Source organism: Frigoribacterium endophyticum (genome assembly GCF_011759585.1).
Lineage (GTDB): Bacteria > Actinomycetota > Actinomycetes > Actinomycetales > Microbacteriaceae > Frigoribacterium > Frigoribacterium endophyticum.
Genome location: NZ_JAAOYV010000002.1, coordinates 589,079 through 612,538 on the forward strand (window position 1 = coordinate 589,079; position 23,460 = coordinate 612,538).

The following is a 23,460-nucleotide window of genomic DNA, read 5'->3' on the forward strand; positions in this document are numbered from 1 at the left end:
CCGGTCGACCCGCGCCTCCGGCGCTCCCCCCCTCTCTTCCCCTTCCGCACCTCCCCTCACCGTTCCGCCCCCAGCACAGCACCGCTCTGCCCGCTCCCCTGCTCCACCCCCTGACAGGAGAACCCCATGCCCCGCACCTCCCGCACCCTCACGGCCCTCGGACTCGTCGTCGTGACGGCCGCCGCCCTCTCGGCCTGCTCCGCCGGGCCCTCCGACGACGCCGCGCCCCAGGCCGCCGCGAGCGGCTCGGGCGTCGACCTCTCGGGCGTCTGCCCCGCGACCGTCGTGATCCAGACCGACTGGAACCCGGAGGCCGAGCACGGCCACGCGTACCAGCTGCTCAGCGACGACTACACCGTCGACGCCGACCAGAAGACGGTGACGAGCGACCTCATGGCCGGCGGCCAGCCGACCGGCGTGAAGGTGGAGATCCGGGCCGGCGGCCCGGCGATCGGCTTCAACACCGTCACCTCGCAGATGTACCAGGACGACGACATCACCATGGGCTACGTCACCACCGACGTCGCCGTGCAGAACTCGGCCGACCTGCCCACCACGGCGGTCTTCGCCGAGAACGACATCTCACCGCAGATGATCATGTGGGACCCGGAGACCTACCCCGACGTGACGACGATCGAGGAGCTCGGGGAGGAGCTGGCGAAGGACGACGGCGTCGTGCGGTACTTCTCCGGCGCCGCCTACATGGACTACCTGATCGGCAACGACATCCTGCCCGAGGGCGTCACGGACGGCAGCTACGACGGCACCCCGTCCAAGTTCGTCGTGTCGCAGGGGAAGGACGCCCAGCAGGGCTTCGCCACGGCCGAGCCGTTCGTCTACGAGAACCAGGTCTCGGCCTGGGGCAAGCCGCTCGAGTACCAGCTGATCAACGACACCGGCTACCCGATCTACCCCGAGGCCATGGCCGTCAAGACGGGCGACCTCGAGGAGCTCAGCCCCTGCCTCGAGAAGCTCGTGCCGGTGCTGCAGCAGGCCGACGTCGACTACTTCGCCTCGCCCGAGGCCACGAACGAGAAGATCGTCGACCTGGTCGAGCAGTACGACACCGGCTGGGTCTACGACGCCGACGTCGCGGCGTACGCGGTCAAGCAGATGAAGGCGCTCGGCATCGCGACCGACGGCGACAACGGCTACGTCGGCGACATGGACGAGGAGCGCATGCAGAAGGTCATCGACCTCGACACCGAGATCTTCGAGGCGCAGGGCTCGACGCTGAAGGAGGGCCTCGCCCCGAGCGACCTCTACACGAACGAGTTCCTCGACGACTCGATCAGCCTGGGGTTCTGAGCCGTGCCCGACACGCTGACCGCCACCGGTGCCGGCGGCACCACCGCCTCCGCCACCGCCGCCCTCGAGGCCGAGCTGCGCGAGCTGCTCGGCGACCGCGGGGTCTCGGTCGAGCTCGCCGCCCGTGAGAGGGCGAGCCTCGACGGCTCGCGCCTCTCGCCGGTGATCAGCGAGCAGCTGCCGCTCGGCCTCGCCGACCTCGTCGCCTACCCGGCCGACGCCGAGCAGGTCGCGGCGGTCGTCGCGGCCGCCGTGCGGCACGGCGTGCCCGTCACGCCCCGCGGCAAGGGCACCGGCAACTACGGCCAGGCGATCCCGATGGCCGGCGGCCTCGTGCTCGACCTGACCCGGGCCCGCGCCGTCGTCGAGGTGGGGGTCGGCTGGATCACCGCCGAGGCCGGCGCGACGATGGTCGCCCTCGAGCAGGCCGCCGCGAAGACCGGGCAGCAGATCCTGATGTACCCGTCGACCGCGCAGTCGACCATCGGCGGGTTCCTCGCCGGGGGCTCCGGCGGCACCGGGTCGATCAAGCACGGCTCGAACAGCTCCGGCTTCGTCACGGCGCTCGACGTCGTGCACGCGGTGCCCGACGCCCGGCTCGTGCACGTGGAGGGCGACGACGCGCAGCCGTACGTCCACAACTACGGCACGGCCGGCGTCATCGCCCGGGCGACCGTCGCGCTCGAGCCGCTGCAGGACTGGCGCGGGTTCTTCGCGAGCTTCGACCGCTTCGAGCAGGCCCTGTCGCTGATCCGGCCGTTCGCGGCCCTCGAGCCGACGCCCCGCCTCGTCAGCGCCGACCTGCCGACCCTGGCCGACGCCCTGCCCGACGACCCGGGCATCCCCGCCGGGCGCGTCAGCCTGCGGGCCATCCTCGACGTCGCCACCGTCGAGGAGGCCACCCGGATGGTCGAGGAGGCGGGGGGCCGCGTCGAGGACGTGCGGGAGGGCCCCCAGACCGCCATGAAGATCAGCATGATGTCGTACAACCACCCGATCGAGTGGCTGCAGAAGGCGTACCCCGACACGTACTTCCACGTCGAGGTCTCGGGCGACGCGCTCGTCGACCGCATCGACGAGGTGCACGGGGTCTACGAGGGCGGCATGCTGCACATCGAGTCGCAGCACGGGCGGCCGATCGGCATGCTCGCCGGCGTCTACCGCTCCGCCGCCGAGGTGTACGCGGGCTTCGCGAAGCTCCGTGCGCTCGGCGTCGGCTACCACAACCCGCACCAGTGGTACGTGGACTTCGAGCCCGAGCGCACCCGCGCCCTGGCCGCGACGACCGACCCCGAGGGGCTGCTCAACCCCGGCAAGCTCGTCGACCCGGCGACGGTCGGCGGGCCCGACCCGGGCGTCAAGGGCGGCCACGGGGCGCCGGCCGCGGTCGGCGTCGACACCGGGGCGAAGGTCTCGTGAGCGACCTGCGACCCCGGCCTCGCGTCCGCTCGCGCTCGCGCGACCTCGTCGAGCTGAGCGGGCCGGCCCTGTCGGCCGCGCTCGGCGAGGACAGCATCGTGGTGCTGCCCACCGGCGCGATCGAGCACCACGGCCCGCACCTGCCGCTCGCCACCGACTGGCTGATGGCCGACCTGATCAGCCGGGCGGTCGTCGAGGAGGCGGCGGCCGGCGGGCAGGACGTCTGGCTGCTGCCCCCGCTCGCCTACACGAAGTCGGACGAGCACCACTGGGCCCCGGGCACGGTCTGGCTCACGGCCGAGACCCTGCTGCAGACCGTCGTCGACATCGGCCGCTCGGTCGCGGCCACGCCCGCCCGGACCCTCGTCTTCTACAACGGCCACGGCGGCAACATCGCGCTGCTGCAGGTGGCCCTCCGTGAGCTGCGGCGGCGCTTCGGGCTCCGCACCTTCCTGATGGGCACCGGCATGGTCGCGGGCGACGGCGTGAACGGGCCCGACGAGCACGGCTTCGGCGTGCACGGCGGGCACAGCGAGACGTCGATGATCCTGCACCTCCGGCCCGACCTCGTCGACATGGGCCAGGCCCGGCGGTGGATCCCCGACCACCTGCTCGACACCGAGTACGTGCGCTTCAACGGCGGCCCGGTGCACTTCGGCTGGACGAGCGACGACTTCGGGCCGGACGGCGTGGTCGGCGACGCCAGCGGGGCGAACGCCGCCTGGGGAGCCGAGCTGCACGCCACGGCGGTGCGGAACGGGGTGGCCCAGCTCGCCGAGATCGCGCGCTTCCGGCACCGGCCGCCGGGCGGGCCCGCCGCGTGAGGCTGCCCGACGAGGCCTGGGCCGTGCTCGAGGCGTGGCTGCCGCCGGACGACGACCCCGACCGCCCGCAGGTGACCCTGTCGACGGTCGACGCCGACGGGGGCCCCGACGCCCGCACCGTGCTGCTCTCGTCGGTGGCCCGGGACGGGCTGTCGTTCCACACCGACGCGACCAGTCGCAAGGTCGCCCAGATCCGGGCGAACCCGCTCGTCGCCGTCACGGTGCTCTGGCCCGGCTTCACGCACCAGCTCGTGGTGCGGGGCCGGGCCGAGCCCGCCGACCCCCTGGCCGTGGCCGCGGCGTACGCCGCCCGCTCGCCGTACCTGCAGCAGCTCGCCTGGCTCAACACCCACGACTTCGCCGCGCTGCCGCTCGACGAGCGACGCGCCCGCTGGGCCGCGGCCGAGGCGGAGAGGGAGGCGCGGGTCGCCACCGCGGGAGGCACGGGTCTCGAGCCGCCCCCGACCTGGGCCGGCTTCGTCGTGCGCCCCACCCGCGTGACCGCCTGGTCGAGCGCGCCCGACACCGCGAGCCGTCGCGAGGAGTGGGTGCTCGGCGACGGGGGCTGGGCCCACTCCCACCGCGCCGGGTGAGCCGGCCCGCCCCGCGGTGCTGAGCCGGGCTCGCCCGGGCCCCGCCGCGGGGCTGCCAGACTCGTACCGCCCCACGAAAGGACCGCCGTGACCGACACCGCCGCACCCTCCGCCCCCGAGCGCGCCAGCCGGAACCCGGTCACGCGCCTCCGCCGTGACCAGGCCCGCATGCACCTCGTGATGATGCTCGCGCTGACCTTCACCACCGGCATCATCGACGCCGTCGGCTACCTCGGCCTCGACCGCGTCTTCACGGCGAACATGACCGGCAACGTGGTCATCCTCGGCATGGCGATCGCCCAGGCCGACGGGCTGCCGATCGTCGGCCCGGTGGTCGCCCTCGTGGCGTTCCTCGTCGGCGCCGCGGGCGGCGGGCGGCTGCTGCGCGGCGGCCGGAAGGGCTGGTCGGGCCGCAGCACGATCGCCTTCTCGGTCACCGGCGGCGTGCTCTTCGTGCTCGGCCTCTCGTGCTTCTGGGTGCTGCCCGAGGAGGGGTCGCCCTGGGCCTACACGATCACCGGCCTGCTCGGCGCGGCCATGGGGCTGCAGGCCGCGGCGGCCCGCAGGATCGCGGTGGCCGACGTGACCACCGTCGTCGTCACCTCGACCATCGTCGGGCTCGCGTCGGAGTCGAAGCTCGCCGGCGGCGACGGCAAGAACTTCCCGCGGCGCGTGCTCGCGGTGCTGATGATCCTCGTCGGCGCGGGCGTCGGGGCGCTGCTGCTGCAGGTGCACATCGGCGTCGGCATGGGCGCGGCCGGGGGCCTGACGCTGCTCGTCGCGCTGACCGGTCACCTGATGCGCGAGCGGGTGAAGGCGGCCGAGGCGGTCGCCGCCGAGGCCGAGGGGGCGCCCCGTGGCTGACGCGGTCGCCGACGACCTCGCCGGGGACCTCGTCGGGGACCTCGTCGTGCGGGCCGAGCGCGTGCTCGTCGACGGCGCCTGGCGGGCCGCGTCGGTGCACGTCCGCGACGGAGTGGTGGTCGCGATCGGGTCGCTCGACGCCGTCGCCGCGCGCCCGGGCGGCCCCGACGTCACGCTGCCCGCCGACCAGGTGCTGATGCCCGGGGTGGTCGACAGCCACGTGCACGTCAACGAGCCGGGCCGCACCGAGTGGGAGGGCTTCGCCTCCGCCACCCGGGCCGCGGCCGCCGGCGGCGTCACGACGATCGTCGACATGCCGCTGAACAGCGTCCCGCCGACCACGACCGTCGCCGCCCTCCAGCTCAAGCGCGCGGCCGCGGCGCCGCAGTCCGTCGTCGACGTCGGCTTCTGGGGCGGCGCCGTGCCGGGCAACCTGGGCACGGGCGACCTCCGGGCCCTGCACGACGCCGGCGTCTTCGGCTTCAAGGCCTTCCTGTCGCCGTCGGGGGTCGACGAGTTCCCGCACCTCACGACCGAGCAGCTGCACGCGGCGGCCCGCGAGCTCGCGGCGTTCGACGGCCTGCTGATCGTCCACGCGGAGGACACGGGCGAGCTCGACGCCGCCGCGGCCGGTCTGCCCGAGGGGCCCGCCGGAGGCGCGGTCTACGACGACTTCGTGCGCTCCCGCCCCGAGGTGGTCGAGACGACCGCGATCGAGCACGTCGTCGAGGCCCTGCGCGAGACCGGCGGCCGCGCGCACGTGCTGCACCTCTCGTCGGCGCGCGCGCTCGACACCATCCGCGCGGCCAAGGCCGAGGGCCTGAGGCTCACGGTCGAGACCTGCCCGCACTACCTCACGTTCGACGCCGGCTCGATCGCCGACGGCGCCACGCAGTTCAAGTGCTGCCCGCCCATCCGTGACGAGGCGAACCGCGAGCTGCTCTGGGCCGCCCTCGTCGACGGCACGATCGACGTGGTCGCGTCCGACCACTCGCCGTCGACGCCCGAGCTGAAGTTCGCGGGCGACGGCGACTTCGGCCTCGCCTGGGGCGGCATCGCCGGGCTCGAGCTGAGCTTCCGGGCCGTCTGGTCGGGGGCGCGGGCACGCGGCGTGCCGCTCGAGCGCGTTCTCGGCTGGATGAGCAGCGGCACGGCCGACCTCGTCGGGCTCGGTGGCGGCTCCGCGGCCTCCCCGGCCAAGGGCCGCATCGCGGTGGGGGCCGCGGCCGACCTGGTCGCCTTCGCGCCGGAGGAGCCCTTCACCGTCGACGTGACGGCGCTCGCGCACCGCAACCCGGTCTCGGCCTTCGACGGCGCGGAGCTGGTCGGGCTCGTCGCCGCGACCTGGGTGGGGGGTGTGCTCGTGACCGACGCCGCGCCTCCGGCCCGGTTGCTGACCCGCCCCTGAGGCGGGGCGCACCAGCGGGAACGCTGGGGTGCTGTCAGCGCGCCAGTGGCGACGCGGGTGCCCGCACGGGTGCTGACTCGAGCGCGCGACGGGCGACCTGTTCGGGCAGGTCGGGGTGCGCCGCGCCGCGCGCTCGCGTCGCTCTCTGGTGCTCCGGGTGCACCAGGCCTGGCGTCTCGGGTGCGTCAGGTACCTCGATGGTAGCGCCCCCGATACTCTCCGGTATGCACCCCGGTGACCCCCCTTCCGGGGGTCAGCCCGGCGCGTGCCCGACGGGGTGCCGGAGCCCGCTAGGGTGGCGGTCATGGCGACCACGGAACGAGAGCGGACCTCACGGCCGCCCCGCGCCGAGGTGCGCGAACGGCTGCTCCAGGCGGCCTCGACGCTCTTCTCGCAGCGCGGCGTCCACGCCACGACCCTCGACGACGTCGCGAAGGCCGCGGGCTTCAGCAAGGGCGCGGTCTACTCCAACTTCGAGTCGAAGTCGGACCTCGTGATCACCCTCCTGACGCAGGAGACCGAGGGGGCCCTCGGAGCCCTCGAGCACATGATGCTGCCGGGCACGCCGCTCTCCGACCTCCCCGCCGCCGTGCGCGACGCCTTCGCGCCCTACGCGCAGGTCACGGCCGACGACTTCACCCTGATGAGCGAGTTCCGCGCTCAGGCCCTCGCCGACGAGGCCGTGATGGCGGCCTTCGTCGACCGGCGCCGGGCGGTGCTCGACACGCTGCGCGGTCTCGTCGACGTCGTGCTGCAGGGCCAGGCGCGACAGGTGACCGGGCTGTCGTCCGACACGCTCGCCCGGCTGCTCATCGACGTCGCGCTCGGCTCGGCGTTCGACGCCCCCGCCACCGGCGAGGTCGGCCCGGGCGAGGTCATGGCCGAGGTGCTCACGGCGCTGACCCGCACCGCCTGAGGCGCCCCGCCCGAACCGCCTCGACCGAGCCGCCTCGCCTCAGCGTCGAGTCGGCGGGTCCGTGTCCTCGTGGGCGCGCTCGTTCGTCGAGTCGGCGGGTCGGTGCCCTCGTGGGCGGGTCGGCGGCGACCCGCCCACGAGGACGGCGACCCGCCGCACCGGCGAGGACGCCCCGGCGGGGACGCCCGGCGGGGCTCAGGCGCCCGCGCCCTCCGTGCCGGGCCGCTGCTCCAGCTCGGCCAGGTCGGCGTAGAGCCCGGTGACGTCGCCGACGCGGGTGCGCCCCGTGCGCGGGTGCTCGGCCAGCACGGCCGCCGCGAAGAGCGCCACGAGGCTCATCGCCGCGGCGTAGCTGTCGAACGGCGAGGGGCTGTCGACCGGGCACTCGAGGCGCACGGCGACCTCCGCCGCGCGGGCCGACGCGTCGCCGACGAGCACGACGGGCACCCCGCGCTCGGCCAGCGAACGGACGACGCCCGAGAACCCGGCCGGCCGTCGCCGGAACCCGACGAGCACGACGACGTCGCGCGGGCTCAGGCCCACGAGCTCCTCCCCGACCGACTGGCCCGGCTGCGGGGCGAGGCGCACGTCGTCGCGCACCTGCACGAGCTGCTGTCGCAGGTGCATCGCGACGGGGTAGCTGTTGCGGAACCCGACGACGACGACGCGCTGGGCGTCGGCCACCAGGCGGGCGGCATCGGCGAGGCGGCCGTCGGCGAGGCCGTCGAGCATCCGCTGCAGGTTGCGCTGCTCGGAGGCCGCGTGGGGGGCGAGGTCGCCGGAGGCGGTGGTCGGCCCGACGGGGACGCCCCGGCCGCGCGCGGCGCGGGCCTGCTCGCGCACCTCCTGGGCGTCGGTGAACCCGAGACGGCGGAACAGCCGCGACACCGTCGCCTTCGACACCCCGCTCTGCTCGGCGATCTCGGTCGCCGTGACGACCGCCAGGTCGTCGAGGTGGTCGAGGATGAAGTCGGCGGCGCGCTGCTCCTGCGGGCTGAGGGCGCCGTAGCCGGAGTCGATCCGGTCGCGGATGCCGCCCTCGGCCGGGGCGGCCGCAGCGTAGGTCGGCACCTGCCCCGGCTCCGCGACCGCGTCCGCGTCCGCGCTTGTGCTCGCGCTCACGCCGCCTCCGCCGTCCGGGCCGCCAGGGCGCGCACCGCGGCCTCGAACGCGTCGAGCGCGACCGCCACGTCGGCGAGGCCGACGATCTCGTCGGGGTGGTGGCTGATGCCGCCGGCCCCGCAGCGGACGAAGAGCATCGCCCAGTCGGTGAGCTCCGCGACGGCCATCGCGTCGTGGCCGGCCTTCGAGAACAGGGTCATCGGGTCAGCGTCGCCCGTCGCCGCGATGCCCTCGCGCACGACGTCGCGGAGGGCGGGCGAGGCGACCACGGCGGGCGCGCTGTGCGTCTCGCGCGCCTCGACGGTGAGGCCGCGGCGCTCGGCGACCTCCGCGGCCTCGGCGAGCACCGCCTCCCACACGGCGTCCCGCTCGGCGTCGTGCTCGCCCCGCAGGTCGACGCTGGCCTCGACCAGTCCGGGGATGACGTTGACCCCGCCCGGGAACGCCTGCAGCCGGCCCACCGTCGCCACGCAGCCCGCGTCGCGGGCGAGGCGCTCGACCGCGAGCACGATCTCGCTGGCCCCGGCGAGCGCGTCGTGCCGACGGTGGAAGGGGACTCCCCCGGCGTGCCCGGCGACGCCCGTGACGGTGAGCTCGAAGCGCCGCGCCCCGGCGATCGACGAGACGACGGCGAGGGCCCGGTCGGCCTCCTCGAGGTAGGGGCCCTGCTCGATGTGCGCCTCGAGGTAGCCGACGAGCGACCCCCGGGGAGGCGCGGCGTCGGCCACGGCCGCGGGGTCGAGCCCGAAGGCGGTGAACGCGTCGCGCAGCGTGGTGCCCTGGTCGTCGACGAGCTGCCACCACGCGTCGTCCCAGGTGCCGGCGAGCGCCCGGGAGCCGAGCAGGGCCGTGCCGAAGCGCGTGCCCTCCTCGTCGCCGAACGCCGCGACCTCGACCGCGACCGGCAGGCGGGTGCCCGCGCGGTGCAGGCGATCGACGACGGCGATCGCGAGCAGCACGCCGAGGACGCCGTCGTAGCGGCCGGCGTCGGGCACCGTGTCGAGGTGCGAGCCGAGCAGCACGGCGGGCGCGCCCGGCGTCTCGGCCTCGTACCGGCCGCGCTGGTTGCCCGCGGCGTCCTGCCAGGTCGTCATGCCCGCGGCCTCCATCCAGCCGGCGGCGATCGCGTTGACCCGGGCGTGCTCCGGGCTGAGGTAGACGCGCGTGATGCCGTGGGCCGCGCTGCTCTCCCGGGCGAGCTCGTCGCACCGGTCGAGGATCGTCTGCGCGTCGGAGCCGGGCGTGCCTGCGGGGCTCACGCCGCGCCTCCCGCCTGCTCCGCGCCTCCGGCCGTCGCCGCGGCCAGGGCCGCGACCCGGTCGGCGTCGGCGTACACGTCGTAGGCGGCGTCGACCCCGCCGCCCGTCGCGACCCGGGCGCCCGCACGGCGCAGCACCGACTCGAGGGCCGAGAGCGTCGTCAGCACGGTGTCGCGGCGGGCGTTGTAGCCCATCGTGCCGATGCGCCAGACCTTGCCGTGCAGCGGCCCGAAGCTCGTGCCGATCTCGAGGCCGAAGTCGGCGAGCAGCTGCCCGCGCACCGCGTCGCCGTCGACCCCGTCGGGGATCTCGACGGCGACGACGTTGTTCATCTTGTGCTCGACGTCGCCGAAGACGCCGAGGCCGAGGCCGCGCACCCCGGCGAGCATCGCCGCGCCGTGCAGGCGGTGACGCTCGACGGCGGCGTCGAGGCCCTCCTCGACGACGAGCCGGGCGCACTCGCGGGCGCCGTAGAGCATCGTCGTGGCCTCGGTGTGGTGGTTGAGCCGCTGCGGGCCCCAGTAGTCGAAGATCATCGCGAGGTCGAAGTAGTTCGAGGCGATGCGCCGCTCGCTGGTCGGGTCGCCCGCGCTGCGGATGCCGGCCTCGACGGAGGCGCGGGCCCGGATGCGCTCGACCGCCCGGTCGGAGAAGGTGGCCGGCGCCGAGCCGGAGGGGCCGCCGAGGCACTTCTGCAGCCCGGCGGTGACGGCGTCGAGCCCGAGCGCGTCGGCGTCGAAGGCGTTGCCCGCGATCGAGGCCGTGACGTCGGTGTAGAAGAGGACGCCGTGGCGGGCGCAGACCTCGCCGAGCCCCTCGAGCGGCTGGGCGACGGTCGTCGAGGTGTCGCCGTGCACGACCGCGAGCAGCGCGGGGCGCGTCTCGACGATCGCGCGCTCGATCGCCTCGGCGGTGAAGACCTGGCCCCAGGGCACCTCGATCGTGTGCACCTCGGCGCCGCACCGCCCGGCGATCTCGACGAGCAGGTGGCCGAAGCGACCGAACACGGGCACGAGCACCCGGTCGCCCGGCTCGATCAGCGAGACGAGGGCCGCCTCGATGCCGGCCCGGGAGGTGCCGTCGACGAGCACGGTCTGCTCGTTGCCGGTCTGGAAGACCTGGCGGTAGAGGGCCTGGGTCTCGTCCATGGTCGCGGTCATCCACGGGTCGTACTGGCCGACCAGCTGCGCCGACATCGCCCGCAGCACGCGCGGGTCGGCGGTGATCGGGCCGGGGCCCATCAGCAGGCGAGCGGGCGGGTCGATCGGCTGGAAGGCTCGTTTCATGCCGTCATCGTACGCAACCCGTGTTTCAGGGGTGTTGCCGTGCGGGCGAGGGCGGCGGCGAGGCTGCGAGGATCGGGGCGTGACCGAGCCGACCCGCGCCCCCTCGTCGCCCTCCGACGCGGCTGCTGACGGCCGGGTCGTCGGCGTGCTCCTGGCCGCCGGGGCCGGGACGCGCGCGGGGCGGCCGAAGGCCCTCGTCCGCGACCCCGACGGCACGCCCTGGCTCGAGCGGGGGTGCGCGGCGCTGCTCGACGGGGGCTGCGACGTGGTGGTCGTGGTGCTCGGCGCGCGGGCTGGCGAGGCGCGCGGTCTCGTGCCGGCCGACCCGCGCCTCCTCGTGGTCGTCGCCGGCGACTGGGCCGAGGGGCTCGCCGCGTCGCTCCGCGCGGGGCTGGTGGCCGCGGCGGGGCCGGAGGTCGCCCGGGCGCTGGCCGACGCGGCGGGCGGTGCGGGAGGAGGAGCCGAGGAGGCGCGGTGCGCGCTGGTCTCGCTGGTCGACCTCCCGGGGCTGCCGCCGGCCGCGGTCGCGCGGCTGCTCGACGGCGACGGAGCGCGCTCGGCGGGCGCCCTGCGGCAGGCGGTGTTCGACGGCCGCCCGGGCCACCCCGTGGTGATCGGGCGCGACCACTGGGCTCCGCTGGCGGCCACGCTGCACGGCGACTCCGGCGCGCGGAGCTGGCTGCACGCGCACGGCGCCGAGCGCGTCGACGCCTCCGACCTCTGGGACGGCGCCGACGTCGACCGCCCCGCCTGACGGCGAGCGCGACGCCGTCGCGCCCCCGAGGTGACTCGAACTGGGCCTCTCGCGGCGCTGAGGGCCCAGGACGAGTCACCTCGATCGCCCCGACGGCGCCGCCGCCGCGCCTCAGCCGACGAGCGACGCCGCCAGGTCGACGAGCGCGAGGTCCGAGCCGCGCGGCCCCACCAGGCAGAGCCCCACGGGCCCGCCCGCGACGCGCAGCAGCGGGGCCGAGACGGCGGGGCGCCCGGTGACGCCCGCGAGGCAGGTGAGGCGGAGCGTCGCCCCGCGCACGCGGTCGACCTCCTCCGCCGAGGCGTCGAGCCGGGGCGCCGCCGACGAGGCCGACGGCAGCACGAGCACGGCGTCGCCGAGCACCGCGTCGAGGGCGCGACGGGCCTCCGCCAGGCCGACCCGCGCCTCCTGCTCCTGCTCGGCGTCGACGCTCGCCCCGACGGCGAACCGCGCCGCGACGTCCGCGGAGAGGACACCGGGGCGCGCCTCGATCCAGCGGCCGTGGCTGCGCCAGGCCTCGGCGGCCTGCACGACCCGGAACAGCCCGAAGAGCACGCCGAGGTCGCCGACCTCCACGGCCGCGGGCCCGGGCAGCCGCCCGTCGCCGACGAGCGCGTCGACGACCTCGGTGAAGGCCGCGGCGACGTCGGGCTCGACCGCCGCGAGCACCCGGGGATCGACGACGACCGATGGCCCCGACGACCCCGACGGCCCGCGCCCCGTCGGCACGGAGGGAGCCGCCCCGAGCGACGCCTCCGCCGCCGCCCGCAGCGTCGCCGCGTCGCGCGTCAGCCAGCCCACCGTGTCGAAGCTCGGCGCCAGCGGCAGCAGACCCTCCCGCGGCACGGCGCCGTGCGACGTCCGCAGCCCCCAGAGCCCCTGGTACGAGGCGGGGACCCGCACCGAGCCTCCCGTGTCCGTGCCGAGCCCGACGTCGGCCTGCCCCAGCGCGACCGCCGAGGCGGGGCCGCTCGACGAGCCGCCCGGCAGCGCACCCGGCACGGCCCCGTTGGGCGGGGTGCCCCACGACCCGTTGCGGCCGGCGACGCTGTAGGCGAACTCGTCGGTCTGCGCCAGGCCGGCGACGCTCGCCCCGGCGGCGAGCAGCAGCTCGACGGCCGGGGCCGACGCCGTCTCGACCGGCTGCTCGGCGAGCCAGGCGGGCACGCCCGCGCCGACCGCGTGCCCCGCCACGGCGAAGAGGTCCTTGACGGCGACGGTCCGCCCCGCCAGCGGCCCCGAGGAGGCGCGGGCCGGCACCAGGGGCCCGCCCACCACCCGCCACACCCGCGTGTCGACCGCGGGGCGCGGGGCCTGCACGTGCGCGGTCGCGATCCGCCACGGCTGCCCGGCCCCGCGCCTCCACAGCTGGGTGACGACGCCGCGGCCGCCGCCGGCCGGCGCGTTGACGGTGACCACGACGGCCGAGCCGGGGTCGAGCACGCGCACGTGGCACTCCTCGACGCGGCGGGCCGGGGCACCGCCCCGCCGGGCCCGGAACGCCGTGATCGCGTCGTGCCCGACGAGCACGCCCTGCGCGTCGACGCGCACGCTGCCCGGGCCGGGCTCGAACGCGTCGGCCAGGGCCGCGGCGTCGTCGCGGCGCAGGGCGTCCTCGTAGGCGACGACGGCGTCGAGCAGGCCCTCGGGCAGCTCGCCGCCCTCGAGCGTGGTGACCGGCAGCGGGGCGACCGGCAGCGGGGCGACCGGCCCCGGGGCGACCGGCCCTGGGCCGGGAGCGGTCTCGTCAGGCACGGGCCGCCTCCTCGCGGTCGAGGCGGGTCACGGCGCGGTCGCCGCCCACCAGCGGCACCCCGGCGAAGTCCGCCTTGCGCACCCGGGCGTGCACGCCCTTCACGAGGTCGACCACCTGTGAGATGTCGAAGTCGGTGGCGGCCGAGAGGTAGGCGTAGGCCAGTGACTCGTCCATGCCCCAGCGGGCCCGCAGCAGGGCGATCGCCGCGCGGACGCAGGCGCGCACCGCCTCGTCGAGGTCGGCGTCGAGCCCCGTCGGCACGAGGTCGTCGACGGTCTCGCCGAGCGGCCCGGCGAGCTCGCCGAACATCGCGAGCGCGTCGTCGCGCCGCACGAGGTCGAGCTGCACGGTCACGCGCAGCGACGCCTCCATCGCGGTCAGCGCGACCTCGCCGTCGCCCTGGGCGAAGTGGGGGTCGCCGACGTAGACGAGCGCGTCGGGCACCTGCACGGGCAGGTGCAGCGTCGTGCCGGCCGTGAGGAGCGCGATGTCGACGTTGCCGCCGAAGGCCCCGGGCGGCACCGAGTGGGGGCGCTCGGCGCCCGCGGCGGCGACGCCCATGATGCCGAGGAAGGGCCGCAGCGGGAAGCGCACGACGTGCTCGCCCCCGGGCACCACCGGCAGCGTGCCGACGAGCGAGCCGTCGGGCTCGACGTCCACCGCCGCGAAGACGCTGACCGGGCCCTCCTGCAGCGGGTACTCGCCGGCGAGGGCCCCGCGCCCGTGCCGGTTCGAGACGACGCCGTACGGCACGCGGGGCAGGGCCTCGACGAGCGTCACGCTGAGCACGTCGCCCGGCTGCGCCCCGCGCACCGCGACCGGGCCGGTGACGAGGTGCGGCCCGTCGACGAGCGGGTCGCGGCCGTGGGCGTCGGAGGCGGCGATCGCCACCGCGTCGCTCAGCACGTCGTCGGCGGCGACGCCGTGGGCGGCGAAGAAGCGCACCGGGTCGCGGCCCTGGTCGTCGAGCACGCCCTCGTGGCTGACCGTGTCGATCGTGACGCGTGTGCCCGGCTCGACCGTCAGCACCGCCGTGTCGGCGGCGCAGGGCAGGCGGCCCCAGAGCGTCGTCTCGGGCGTCGCGGGGAGGTAGTGGCCGGCGGCGACGGGGCCCTCCCCCGGCTGCAGGGGCCAGGCCGGGCGGGGCGGGGCGGCGGGCGCGGCCGGTGAGTCGGGCCCGGCGGCGGGCGGGGCGGCGGGAGGAGGAGCGGGGGCGGGGTGCACGGCGACGGCCTCTCTGGTCGCGCGGGGCCCGTGGCGGCCCCGGGTGACTCCCGACCCTAGGCGACGGGCCGTCCCTCCCGAGGGCCGTCCTGAAACAAGCCGTTCACAAACGGCCGATCGTGAAACACGGCGTTCACACGAGCGTGTGAGGATCACGGCCATGGCGATCATCCTCGGCGACAACCAGTACGGCAAGGCGGAGTCCCGCCTGGTCCGCATCGTGCGCGACTCCCCCCGGCACGAGATCCGCGACCTCAACGTGACGACCGCGCTCCGCGGCCCGTTCGAGGCCGCCCACCTCGCCGGCGACCAGTCGGCGGTGCTGCCGACCGACACGCAGAAGAACACCGCCTTCGCGTTCGCCAAGTCGCACGGCGTGCAGTCGGTCGAGGGCTTCGGCCTCGACCTGGCGCGCCACTTCGTCGCCGACGTGGGCCCCGTCGTGGGCGCGCGGGTCGAGATCGAGGAGTTCGCGTGGGCCCGGGCCGTCGTCGACGGCGCCGAGCACGACCACACCTGGCTGCGCACGGGGCAGGAGGTCCGCACGGCCGCCGTCACGGTCGACGCCGACGACGAGCACGTCGTGGCCGGCCTCAAGGAGCTCGTGCTGCTCAAGTCGACCGGGTCGGAGTTCGCCGGGTTCCTCACCGACGAGTTCACGACCCTGCCCGAGACCCACGACCGCGTGATGGCGACGGCGCTCGACGCGAAGTGGCGGCTCTCCGGCGCGGCGGCGGCCGACCCCGACCGCGACTGGGACGCCCTGTACGCCTCGGTCAAGACGCTGATGGTGCGCGAGTTCGCCACCCTCCAGTCGCTGGCGCTGCAGCAGACGCTCTGGCACATGGGCAAGGCGGTGCTCGAGGCCCACCCCGACATCGCCGAGATCCGCCTCAAGGCCCCGAACAAGCACCACTTCGCCTACGACCTCGACCGCTTCGGCCTGTCGAACGACAACGAGGTGTTCTGGGCCGCCGATCGGCCCTACGGTCTGATCGAGGCCACCCTCACGCGCGACGACGCCGCCCCCGCGGGCGACGCCTGGCGGGCGTCGGCCGGGCTCGCCTGAGCCCCGTCGCCGTGGCCCCCCGACCCGCACCGCCCGCCGCCCCCGCGGCACCCGACCGAGCAGGAGGCGCCGTGAGCGCAGAGAGCACCACACCCGTCACCCGTGCGACCGCCACCGAGGCCGACGACGCCCGCTGGCTCGCCCGCACCATCGAGCTCGCGGTCGAGAACGTCGCCGCCGGCGGGGGGCCGTTCGGCGCGCTGATCGTGCGCGACGGCGAGCTCGTGGCCGAGGGCCAGAACCGCGTCACGGCGAACCTCGACCCGACCGCGCACGCGGAGGTCACGGCGATCCGCGCGGCGTGCCAGGCCGTCGGCGACTTCTCGCTCGCCGGCGCGACGCTGTACACGTCGTGCGAGCCGTGCCCGCTCTGCCTCTCGGCGTCGCTCTGGGCACGGGTCGACCGCGTGGTCTACGCCGCCGACCGCCACGACGCGGCCCGGGGCGGCTTCGACGACCTCGAGTTCTACGAGCTGTTCGGCCGCGACCGCTCCACCTGGGATCTCCCGGTCGTCGCCGCGCGCCCCGACGACGCCGCGGCGCCGTTCGAGGCCTGGCTCGCCCACGACCACCGCACCGACTACTGAGCGCCGTGCGAGGGCCCGTCACCGCCGGGGGCGCCCGGCCCCCGGTCGCCCGGCCCGCGGTCGCCCAGGCCGGCGGGTCAGCTGCCGCGGTACGTCGTGAAGGCGAACGGGCTGAGCAGCAGCGGCACGTGGTGGTGGGCCGACGCGTCGGCGAGCTGGAAGTCCAGCACGACGCGCGGCCAGAAGGAGTCGCGGCCCGAGGCCTCGAAGTACGCTGCGGTGTGGAACGTGAGCCGGTAGACCCCCGCGACCAGCGCCTCCGGCCCGAGGTCCGCGACGCGACCGTCGGCGTCGGTGACGCCCTGGCCGAGCAGCGTGCCCGCCTCGTCGCTGAGGTCGACGGCGACGCCGGCGGCCGGGCGGCCGAGCGCCGCGTCGAGCACGTGCGTCGTGACGTGACTCACGCGGCGGGCTCCCGCGGCGACGCGGTCTCGCTGGTGCGGCCGGTCTCGGCCGTCGCGGCGCCGAACATCTGGCGGAGCCGCAGCGCGGCGATCTCGACCAGCTGCTCGCCCACGACCTGCTTCTCGGTCTCGTCGTCGAGCTTCAGCCGGCGCTCGAGCTCGTCGACGATCTCGGCGCGGCTGCGCCCGGCGGCGCGGATGAGGAAGACGCGGCCGAAGCGCTCCTCGTACGTGGCGTTGCCCTCGGCCAGCGCCTTGGCGAGCTGCGGGTCGTCGGTCTGCGCCGACGCCTCCTGCTCGCGCCGGCTGAACTCCTGCGCGGCCCCCTCGCCGGTCGGCGCCTCGCCGATGCGCGGGTGGTGCGCCATGGCCTCGTCGACCTCGGCCTCGCTGAGCGGGCTGCCCGCGGCCGTCGCGGCCCCGACCAGGGCGTCGACGTCGGCGAACGGCGCCGCCGCGGCCACCTCGTCGACCCAGCGCTGCACGGACAATGCGGTGGCCAGCCGCTCGCGCAGCTCGCTCTCGGGGAGGTCGATCATGGTCGCCACTGTACTGACCGCGACCGCGGGGCGGGTGCCGTCGTGGACCTGATCACCGTGCGCGAGGTGCGCACCCCGACGACGCGGGCCGAGCTCCGCTTCGGCCCCGGCGAGCTGCCGCTCGGCGGCGGCACCTGGCTGTACTCCGAGCCGCAGCCGGGGCTGACCGGCCTCGTCGACCTGACCACCCTCGGCTGGGCCCCGCTCGAGGTCGTCGGCGACGTGCTGAGCATCGCGGCCACGTGCACGCTGGCCGAGCTCACGCGGCTGCCGGCGGAGCCCGGCTGGGCGGCGCACCCGCTCGTGCGCCAGTGCGCCGAGAGCCTGCTCGCCTCGTTCAAGATCTGGAACACGGCGACGGTCGGCGGCAACGTCGCGACGAGCCTGCCCGCCGGCGCGATGACGTCGCTGCTCAGCACCCTCGACGCCGTGGCCGTCGTCTGGACCCCCGACGGCGGCGAGCGCCGCGAGCCCGTGGTCGAGCTCGTCACGGGCGTGCGCGAGAACAGCCTGCGCCACGGCGAGGTGCTGCGGTCGCTCGAGGTGCCCCTCGGGTCGCTGCGCTCGCGCACCGGGTTCCGCCGCGTCGCCCTGAGCCCGCTGGGCCGCTCGGGCACGCTCGTCACGAGCCGCGCCGCGCCCGACGGCGAGTGGGTGCTCACCGTCACGGCGGGCACGACGCGCCCCGAGCAGCTGCGCTTCGACGAGGTGCCCGGTGAGCGGGCGCTCGCCGACTCGCTCTCCCGCGTCGACACCTGGTACGACGACCCGCACGGCGCCCCCGACTGGCGACGGCACGTCAGCGCCCTCTTCGCGCACGAGCTGCGGGCCGAGGCCCTGTCGCCCGCCCCGACGCCGCCCGCGCGGCCCTTCGTCCACCGACCGGGCCCGGCCCGGTCGACCGGCACCCCGACCCGAGGAGGCACGGCGTGAGCACCCCAGGAGCAGCCAGCACCAGCGCCCCCGGCAGCACCAGCGCCCCCGGCGGCGGCGTGACCGGCCCGGCGACCGCCAGCGAGGCGGCCGTGCCGAGCCGCGCCTCCGGCAGGACGGTCTCGTTCGAGGTCGACGGGCGACCGGTCGACGCGCCGGTGGTACCCGGCCAGGTGCTGCGCACGGTGCTCCGCGAGGCCGGCGTGCACTCGGTGAAGAAGGGCTGTGACGCGGGCGACTGCGGCGCCTGCTCGGTGCTCGTCGACGGCGAGCCCGTGCACTCGTGCATCTGGCCGGCGCACCGCCTCGACGGCCGCGCCGTCACCACGGCCGCCGGCCTCGGCACGGTCGAGCACCCGCACCCCGTGCAGCAGGCCTTCGTCGACGCCGCGGGCTTCCAGTGCGGCTTCTGCACCGCGGGCATGGTCGTGACCGCGTCGACCCTCACCGAGGCCGACCACGACGACCTGCCCCGGCTGCTCAAGGGAAACCTCTGCCGCTGCACCGGCTACCGGGCGATCGGCGACGCGATCTGCGGCGTCGCCAACACGACGACGCCGGCCGCGGGCACGGCCGTCGGCCAGTCGACGACGGCCCCGGCCGCCCTCCGGGTCGTGACCGGCGGCGAGGAGTACACCCTCGACTTCCGCTCGCCGACGAAGCTGCTGCACCTCGCCGTGCTCGGCAGCCCCCATCCGCACGCGCGCGTCGTGTCGATCGACGTCTCGGCCGCCGAGGCCATGCCGGGCGTGCACGCCGTACTCACGCACCACGACTCCCCCGCGACGCTGTTCTCGACCGGCCGCCACGAAGACCGGGAGGACGACCCCGACGACTCGCTCGTGATCGACCCCGTGCTGCGGTTCCGCGGCCAGCGCGTCGCGGCCGTCGTCGCCGAGTCGGTGCGCGAGGCGCGCCTCGCCCTCGACGCCGTCGTCGTCGAGTACGAGCTGCTGCCCGCCGTCTTCGACCCCGAGCAGGCCCGACGCCCCGGCGCCCCGCTGCTGCACGGCGAGAAGACGAGCGAGGTCTCGCGCATCGCCTTCCCCGAGCGCAACACCGTGGCCGCGATGCACGGCGAGACGGGCGACGTCGAGGCCGCGCTCGCCGCCGCCGACGTCACCGTCGAGGGCACGTGGCGCACGCAGCGGGTAAGCCACGCGGCGCTCGAGACGCACGCCACGCGGGGGTGGCTCGACGACGACGGGCGCCTCGTGCTCCGCACCTCGAGCCAGGTGCCCTTCCTCGTCCGTGACGAGGTGGCGCACGTCTTCGGCCTGCCGCAGGAGTCCGTCCGGGTCTTCACCAAGCGGGTCGGCGGCGGGTTCGGCGGCAAGCAGGAGCTCCTCACCGAAGACCTCGTGACGCTCGCCGTGCTGCGCACCGGCCGGGCCGTGCAGTACGAGATGAGCCGCGACGACGAGTTCACGGTCGTGCCGACCCGGCACCCGATGCGCGTGCGCGTGCGGCTCGGGGCCACCCGCGACGGCCTGCTCACGGCGATGCACGTCGACCAGCTGATGGACACGGGCGCCTACGGCAACCACGGCATCGGGGTCATGTACCACTCGGTGCACGAGTCGACCTCCGTGTACCGCTGCGAGAACAAGCGGGTCGACGCCGAGAGCGTCTACACGAACAACCTGCCGTCGGGGGCGTTCCGCGGCTACGGCCTCGGCCAGGTCGTCTTCGGCGTCGAGTCGGCGATGGACGAGCTGGCCCGCGAGCTCGGCCTCGACCCGTTCGAGCTGCGCCGCCGCAACGTCGTCGTGCCGGGCGACCCCATGGTCGTCACCGACCCCGACGAGGAGACGGACCTGCTCTACGGCAGCTACGGCCTCGACCAGTGCCTCGACCTCGTCGAGCGGGCCCTGGCGACCCCGAGCGACGACCCCGCGGTGGCCGCCGCCGACGTCGTGCCCGAGGGCCCGAGCTGGAGCGTCGGCACCGGCATGGCCCTCGCGATGATCGCGACCATGCCGCCCCGCGGCCACTTCGCCGACACGTCGGTCGCGCTGCGGCCCGACGGCGGGTACGACGTGGCCGTCGGCACGGCCGAGTTCGGCAACGGCACGACCACGGTGCACGGCCAGCTGGTCGCGACCGTGCTCGGCACCACGCCCGACCGCGTGACGATCCGGCAGAGCGACACCGACGTGGCGCGCTACGACACCGGCGCCTTCGGGTCGGCCGGGGTCGTCGTGGCCGGCAAGGCGCTGCTCGCCGCGGCGCAGAAGCTGCGGGCCGCGATGGTGGAGCGGGCGCTCGACCTCACCGGAGGCGCGGCGCCGGTCGTCGACGGAGGCCCGCTGCCCGAGGTGGTGACCGGGGGCGTCGTCGTGACCCGCGCCTCCCGCACCCCCGGGGGCGACCCCGAGCACGTCGTCGTCGACGCCGGGCAGCTGCTCGCCGCCGGTCCGCTCTCGGCCGACGGCAGCCACGACGGCACGCCGCGCTCGGTCGCGTTCAACGTGCACGCGTTCCGCGTCGCCGTCGACCGGTCGACCGGAGAGGTGCGCATGCTGCGCTCGATCCAGGCGGCCGACGCCGGCACCGTGCTGAACCCCGAGCAGCTGCGCGGGCAGGTCGAGGGCGGCACCGCGCAGGCGATCGGCACGGCGCTCTACGAGGAGGTCCTGCTCGACGAGGAGGGGCGGGTCACCACGACCGCGCTCCGCAACTACCGCGTGCCCAAGTTCTCGGACGTGCCGCGCACCGAGGTGCTCTTCGCGGCGACCCACGACGACCTCGGGCCGCTCGGCGCGAAGTCGATGAGCGAGGCGCCGTACAACCCGGTCGCCCCGGCGCTCGCGAACGCGATCCGGGACGCCCTGGGCGTGCGGCCGCACGAGCTGCCCATGTCGCGCGACCGGCTCTGGCGGCTCGCGCGGGGGTGAGCCCGCGCAGCCGCTGGCCTACAGTACGGAGCACCATGCGCATCGCCCTCGCCCAGATCATCAGCACCGACGACCCGGCCGCGAACCTCCGCGAGGTGGAGCGCTTCGCCGAGCTCGCCGCGGCCGACGGCGCCGAGCTCGTCGTCTTCCCCGAGGCGACGCTCTGCGCCTTCGGCGGCGCCGACCTCGGCACGGTCGCCGAGCCGCTCGACGGCCCCTGGGCGTCGTCGGTGCGGGCCCTCGCCGCCCGGCTCGGCACGACGGTCGTGGTCGGCACGTTCACGCCCGGCGACGACGGCCGGGTGCGCAACACCCTGCTGGTGGCGGGGCCCACGCCCGGCGACGGGGCCCACTACGACAAGGTGCACGTCTTCGACGCCTTCGGCTACGCCGAGTCGGAGTCGGTGCAGCCGGGCGACCGGGCCGTCACCGTGAGGGTGGCGGGCGAGACCGTCGGGCTGGCCACCTGCTACGACGTGCGCTTCCCCGCGCTGTTCCTCGCGACGGCCGCGGCGGGCGCCCGCGTCAGCCTCGTCTGCGCGTCGTGGGGCGCGGGCCCCGGCAAGGTCGAGCAGTGGCGGCTGCTCACCCGGGCCCGGGCCGTCGACACGACCACCGTCGTCGTGGCCGTGGGCCAGGGCGACCCCGCGACGCAGGGCGTCGAGCCCTCGGGCGGCGCGCCCACCGGGGTCGGGCACAGCGTCGTCGTGTCGCCGCTCGGCGAGGTGCTCGTCGAGCTCGGCGCGGCGCCCGAGCTCCGCGTCGTCGACGTCGACCTCGCCCAGGTCGACGCCGCCCGCGGGTCGCTGCCCGTGCTGGCGAACCAGCGCTTCGCGGTCGCGAGCGGGCCGCAGGGCTGACCCCCGCGCCTCCGGACCGGCCCGTCGCTCGGCGGTTCGAGAGCGCCCTCGGGGCCTCGAGGAGGGTCCGCCGTCACCGCTGATCCACTCCAGAGTGGATCAGCGGTAGGCGTGGGTGCTTCCCGGGTGACGGGACCCACAGGTCGGCCGCGGCAGCGCCAGCTCTGGCCGTACTGGCCGCGCTCCGGCGCCCTCACCCGCTACGGCGCGCTGGGCGACTCGACGACGAGCTCGCCGCTGACGATGCTCGCTCGCACCGCGTCGAGCTCGGCCTGCAGCTCGGCGGGGACCGACGAGGCGAGGTCGTGGAACGGCGCGATGTCGACGCCGCCGTTGTCGAGCGTGCCGACGTAGGGCTCGGCCGTGAACGAGTCGTCGGTCGACGAGACGGCGATCTGCTGCACGGCCTGCTCGGTGTCCTTGATCACCGAGGTGAGCATGATCGGCCGGTACTCCTCGGGCAGCGTGTCGTAGCCGTCGTTGTCGACCCAGATCACCGAGACGCCGCCCGCGTCGAGGGCCGCCGAGGCCGCGCCCTCGCCGACCTGGCCGGCCACCGGCATGATCACGTCGGCGCCCTGGTCGATCAGCGCCTGCGCCAGCTGCTTGCCCTTGTTGACGTCCTCGAAGTCGCCGGTGAACGAGCCGTCCTGCGCCTCCTTCGACCAGCCGAGCAGCTCGACCGAGGTGCCGTGCGCGGCGTTGTAGGCGTCGACGCCGTCCGAGAAGCCGTCCATGAACAGCGTCACCGGGGGCTGGTTGCCGCCGCCGAAGGTCGCCACCGCGCCGGTCTTGCTGACCCCGGCCGCGAGGTAACCCGCGAGGTACGAGGCCTGAGCCGTGTCGAACAGGATGGGCTTGACGTTCTCGCCCTCGACGCTCTCGTCGACGATCGCGAAGTCGATGTCGGGGTTCGCGGCGGCCTGCTCCTGCGTCGCCGCGGCGAGCTCGTAGCCGACCGTCAGCACGAAGCCGCAGCCCGAGCCCACGGCCTGCTCGACGTTGGGGGCCAGGTCGGTCTCGCTCGTCGACACGAGCACCTTCGCGTCGATGCCGTCCTCGGCCTGGGCCGCCTGGAGGCCCGCCCAGCTCGACTGGTTGAACGACCGGTCGTCGAGGCCGCCCGAGTTCGTGACCATGCGGGCGCAGTGCGTGCTGTCGGTCGCGGCGACGTCGTCGCTCGGCGCGGTCGCGCAGGCGCTGAGCAGCACGAGGGCCGACAGGCCGACGACGCCCCCGAGGAGGCGCGAGGGGCGACGAGCGGACGACGCGCGGGCCGGGGCGGCGGGGCGGACGACGGCGGCGGGGCTGCCGGTGCGGGCGGGGCGGACTGACACGACGGGGAGACCTCCGGGCTGGGGGATGCTGCAGGGGTGAGCAGCATCATGGCACCGATCGGCCGCCGTGCCGCCTCCGTGACGCCGACGCGCGCGCCCTC

The 23,460-nt window shown here is 75.8% G+C and carries 21 protein-coding genes; 13 read left to right on the forward strand and 8 right to left on the reverse strand.

The window, feature by feature from the left end:
• Positions 1-126 precede the first annotated feature (126 nt).
• The 7 genes from FHR77_RS10070 to FHR77_RS10100 all read left to right on the forward strand — a co-directional run bounded on the left by FHR77_RS10070 (position 127) and on the right by FHR77_RS10100 (position 7,332).
• The gene (locus tag FHR77_RS10070; RefSeq protein ID WP_167260020.1) at positions 127-1,308 is read left to right on the forward strand and encodes a substrate-binding domain-containing protein; all 1,182 of its coding nucleotides are present in this window, start codon (positions 127-129) and stop codon (positions 1,306-1,308) included.
• Positions 1,309-1,311: 3 nt separating this feature from the next.
• The gene (locus FHR77_RS10075) at positions 1,312-2,727 is read left to right on the forward strand and encodes an FAD-binding oxidoreductase (RefSeq protein ID WP_341777316.1); all 1,416 of its coding nucleotides are present in this window, start codon (positions 1,312-1,314) and stop codon (positions 2,725-2,727) included.
• Complete coding sequence (locus tag FHR77_RS10080; RefSeq protein ID WP_167260022.1) at positions 2,724-3,551, forward strand: creatininase family protein; 828 nt, start codon at positions 2,724-2,726, stop codon at positions 3,549-3,551. The genes FHR77_RS10075 and FHR77_RS10080 overlap by 4 nt, the downstream gene beginning before the upstream one ends.
• Positions 3,548-4,144, forward strand: coding sequence for a pyridoxamine 5'-phosphate oxidase family protein (locus FHR77_RS10085; protein ID WP_167260024.1), 597 nt, complete (start codon positions 3,548-3,550; stop codon positions 4,142-4,144). Before FHR77_RS10080 ends, FHR77_RS10085 begins: the two co-directional genes overlap by 4 nt.
• Before the next feature lie 87 nt (positions 4,145-4,231).
• The gene (locus FHR77_RS10090; RefSeq protein WP_341777317.1) at positions 4,232-5,008 is read left to right on the forward strand and encodes a DUF1275 family protein; all 777 of its coding nucleotides are present in this window, start codon (positions 4,232-4,234) and stop codon (positions 5,006-5,008) included.
• The gene (allB, locus tag FHR77_RS10095) at positions 5,001-6,416 is read left to right on the forward strand and encodes an allantoinase AllB (RefSeq protein WP_341777318.1); all 1,416 of its coding nucleotides are present in this window, start codon (positions 5,001-5,003) and stop codon (positions 6,414-6,416) included. Before FHR77_RS10090 ends, allB begins: the two co-directional genes overlap by 8 nt.
• Positions 6,417-6,720: 304 nt before the next feature.
• A complete protein-coding gene (locus tag FHR77_RS10100) occupies positions 6,721-7,332 on the forward strand; it encodes a TetR/AcrR family transcriptional regulator (protein ID WP_167260026.1) in 612 nt (203 codons plus the stop codon).
• Positions 7,333-7,527: 195 nt separating this feature from the next.
• On the opposite strand, the gene FHR77_RS10105 is transcribed toward FHR77_RS10100, so the two are convergent.
• From FHR77_RS10105 to FHR77_RS10115, 3 genes are read right to left on the reverse strand one after another with little or no spacing between them, the layout of a single operon-like run.
• Positions 7,528-8,454, reverse strand: a complete 927-nt coding sequence (locus FHR77_RS10105) for an SIS domain-containing protein (RefSeq protein WP_208380782.1) — start codon at positions 8,452-8,454, stop codon at positions 7,528-7,530.
• Positions 8,451-9,713 carry an allantoate amidohydrolase gene (locus FHR77_RS10110; protein WP_167260028.1) on the reverse strand — a complete coding sequence of 421 codons (1,263 nt, stop codon included), beginning with the start codon at positions 9,711-9,713 and terminating at the stop codon, positions 8,451-8,453. The genes FHR77_RS10105 and FHR77_RS10110 overlap by 4 nt, the downstream gene beginning before the upstream one ends.
• Complete coding sequence (locus tag FHR77_RS10115) at positions 9,710-10,999, reverse strand: pyridoxal-phosphate-dependent aminotransferase family protein (protein WP_243861644.1); 1,290 nt, start codon at positions 10,997-10,999, stop codon at positions 9,710-9,712. The genes FHR77_RS10110 and FHR77_RS10115 overlap by 4 nt, the downstream gene beginning before the upstream one ends.
• Before the next feature lie 79 nt (positions 11,000-11,078).
• On the opposite strand from FHR77_RS10115, the gene FHR77_RS10120 reads away from it, so the two are divergent.
• Positions 11,079-11,753: a nucleotidyltransferase family protein gene (locus FHR77_RS10120; protein WP_341777319.1), complete on the forward strand. Its 675-nt coding sequence runs from the start codon at positions 11,079-11,081 to the stop codon at positions 11,751-11,753.
• Positions 11,754-11,864: 111 nt separating this feature from the next.
• On the opposite strand, the gene FHR77_RS10125 is transcribed toward FHR77_RS10120, so the two are convergent.
• Together FHR77_RS10125 and FHR77_RS10130 are read right to left on the reverse strand one after the other, a co-directional pair.
• The gene (locus FHR77_RS10125; RefSeq protein WP_341777320.1) at positions 11,865-13,508 is read right to left on the reverse strand and encodes an AtzH-like domain-containing protein; all 1,644 of its coding nucleotides are present in this window, start codon (positions 13,506-13,508) and stop codon (positions 11,865-11,867) included.
• Positions 13,501-14,637 carry an acetamidase/formamidase family protein gene (locus FHR77_RS10130; RefSeq protein ID WP_243861823.1) on the reverse strand — a complete coding sequence of 379 codons (1,137 nt, stop codon included), beginning with the start codon at positions 14,635-14,637 and terminating at the stop codon, positions 13,501-13,503. Before FHR77_RS10130 ends, FHR77_RS10125 begins: the two co-directional genes overlap by 8 nt.
• A 256-nt stretch (positions 14,638-14,893) precedes the next feature.
• Here FHR77_RS10130 and pucL point away from each other — a divergent pair, with 256 nt between their 5' ends.
• On the forward strand, positions 14,894-15,802 hold the full coding sequence (gene pucL / locus FHR77_RS10135; RefSeq protein WP_167260034.1) for a factor-independent urate hydroxylase: 909 nt from the start codon (positions 14,894-14,896) through the stop codon (positions 15,800-15,802).
• Positions 15,803-15,873: 71 nt separating this feature from the next.
• Positions 15,874-16,389, forward strand: a complete 516-nt coding sequence (locus FHR77_RS10140; RefSeq protein WP_167260036.1) for a deaminase — start codon at positions 15,874-15,876, stop codon at positions 16,387-16,389.
• 77 nt (positions 16,390-16,466) lie between these two features.
• On the opposite strand, the gene uraH is transcribed toward FHR77_RS10140, so the two are convergent.
• A complete protein-coding gene (gene uraH, locus FHR77_RS10145; protein WP_167260038.1) occupies positions 16,467-16,793 on the reverse strand; it encodes a hydroxyisourate hydrolase in 327 nt (108 codons plus the stop codon).
• Positions 16,790-17,332: a 2-oxo-4-hydroxy-4-carboxy-5-ureidoimidazoline decarboxylase gene (gene uraD, locus FHR77_RS10150; protein WP_167260040.1), complete on the reverse strand. Its 543-nt coding sequence runs from the start codon at positions 17,330-17,332 to the stop codon at positions 16,790-16,792. The genes uraH and uraD overlap by 4 nt, the downstream gene beginning before the upstream one ends.
• Before the next feature lie 42 nt (positions 17,333-17,374).
• On the opposite strand from uraD, the gene FHR77_RS10155 reads away from it, so the two are divergent.
• The 3 genes from FHR77_RS10155 to FHR77_RS10165 all read left to right on the forward strand — a co-directional run bounded on the left by FHR77_RS10155 (position 17,375) and on the right by FHR77_RS10165 (position 22,022).
• On the forward strand, positions 17,375-18,265 hold the full coding sequence (locus FHR77_RS10155) for an FAD binding domain-containing protein (protein WP_167260042.1): 891 nt from the start codon (positions 17,375-17,377) through the stop codon (positions 18,263-18,265).
• Between the two features lie 92 nt (positions 18,266-18,357).
• Positions 18,358-21,162 (forward strand): molybdopterin-dependent oxidoreductase, encoded by a 2,805-nt coding sequence (locus tag FHR77_RS10160; RefSeq protein ID WP_167261316.1) that lies wholly within the window; start codon positions 18,358-18,360, stop codon positions 21,160-21,162.
• Positions 21,163-21,197: 35 nt separating this feature from the next.
• Positions 21,198-22,022 (forward strand): carbon-nitrogen hydrolase family protein, encoded by an 825-nt coding sequence (locus tag FHR77_RS10165; RefSeq protein WP_167260044.1) that lies wholly within the window; start codon positions 21,198-21,200, stop codon positions 22,020-22,022.
• 200 nt (positions 22,023-22,222) lie between these two features.
• Here FHR77_RS10165 and FHR77_RS10170 read toward each other — a convergent pair whose 3' ends face one another.
• Positions 22,223-23,245: a BMP family lipoprotein gene (locus FHR77_RS10170; protein WP_243861826.1), complete on the reverse strand. Its 1,023-nt coding sequence runs from the start codon at positions 23,243-23,245 to the stop codon at positions 22,223-22,225.
• Between the last annotated feature and the right edge of the window lie 215 nt (positions 23,246-23,460).

Bases quoted from the DNA above. Each gene is read 5' to 3' on its own strand.
- FHR77_RS10070 (WP_167260020.1), top strand. From the start codon at position 127: ATGCCCCGCACCTCCCGCACCCTCACGGCCCTCGGACTCGTCGTCGTG.
- FHR77_RS10100 (WP_167260026.1), top strand. From the start codon at position 6,721: ATGGCGACCACGGAACGAGAGCGGACCTCACGGCCGCCCCGCGCCGAG.
- FHR77_RS10115 (WP_243861644.1), bottom strand. From the start codon at position 10,999: ATGAAACGAGCCTTCCAGCCGATCGACCCGCCCGCTCGCCTGCTGATG.
- pucL (WP_167260034.1), top strand. From the start codon at position 14,894: ATGGCGATCATCCTCGGCGACAACCAGTACGGCAAGGCGGAGTCCCGC.
- uraD (WP_167260040.1), bottom strand. From the start codon at position 17,332: ATGATCGACCTCCCCGAGAGCGAGCTGCGCGAGCGGCTGGCCACCGCA.
- FHR77_RS10165 (WP_167260044.1), top strand. From the start codon at position 21,198: ATGCGCATCGCCCTCGCCCAGATCATCAGCACCGACGACCCGGCCGCG.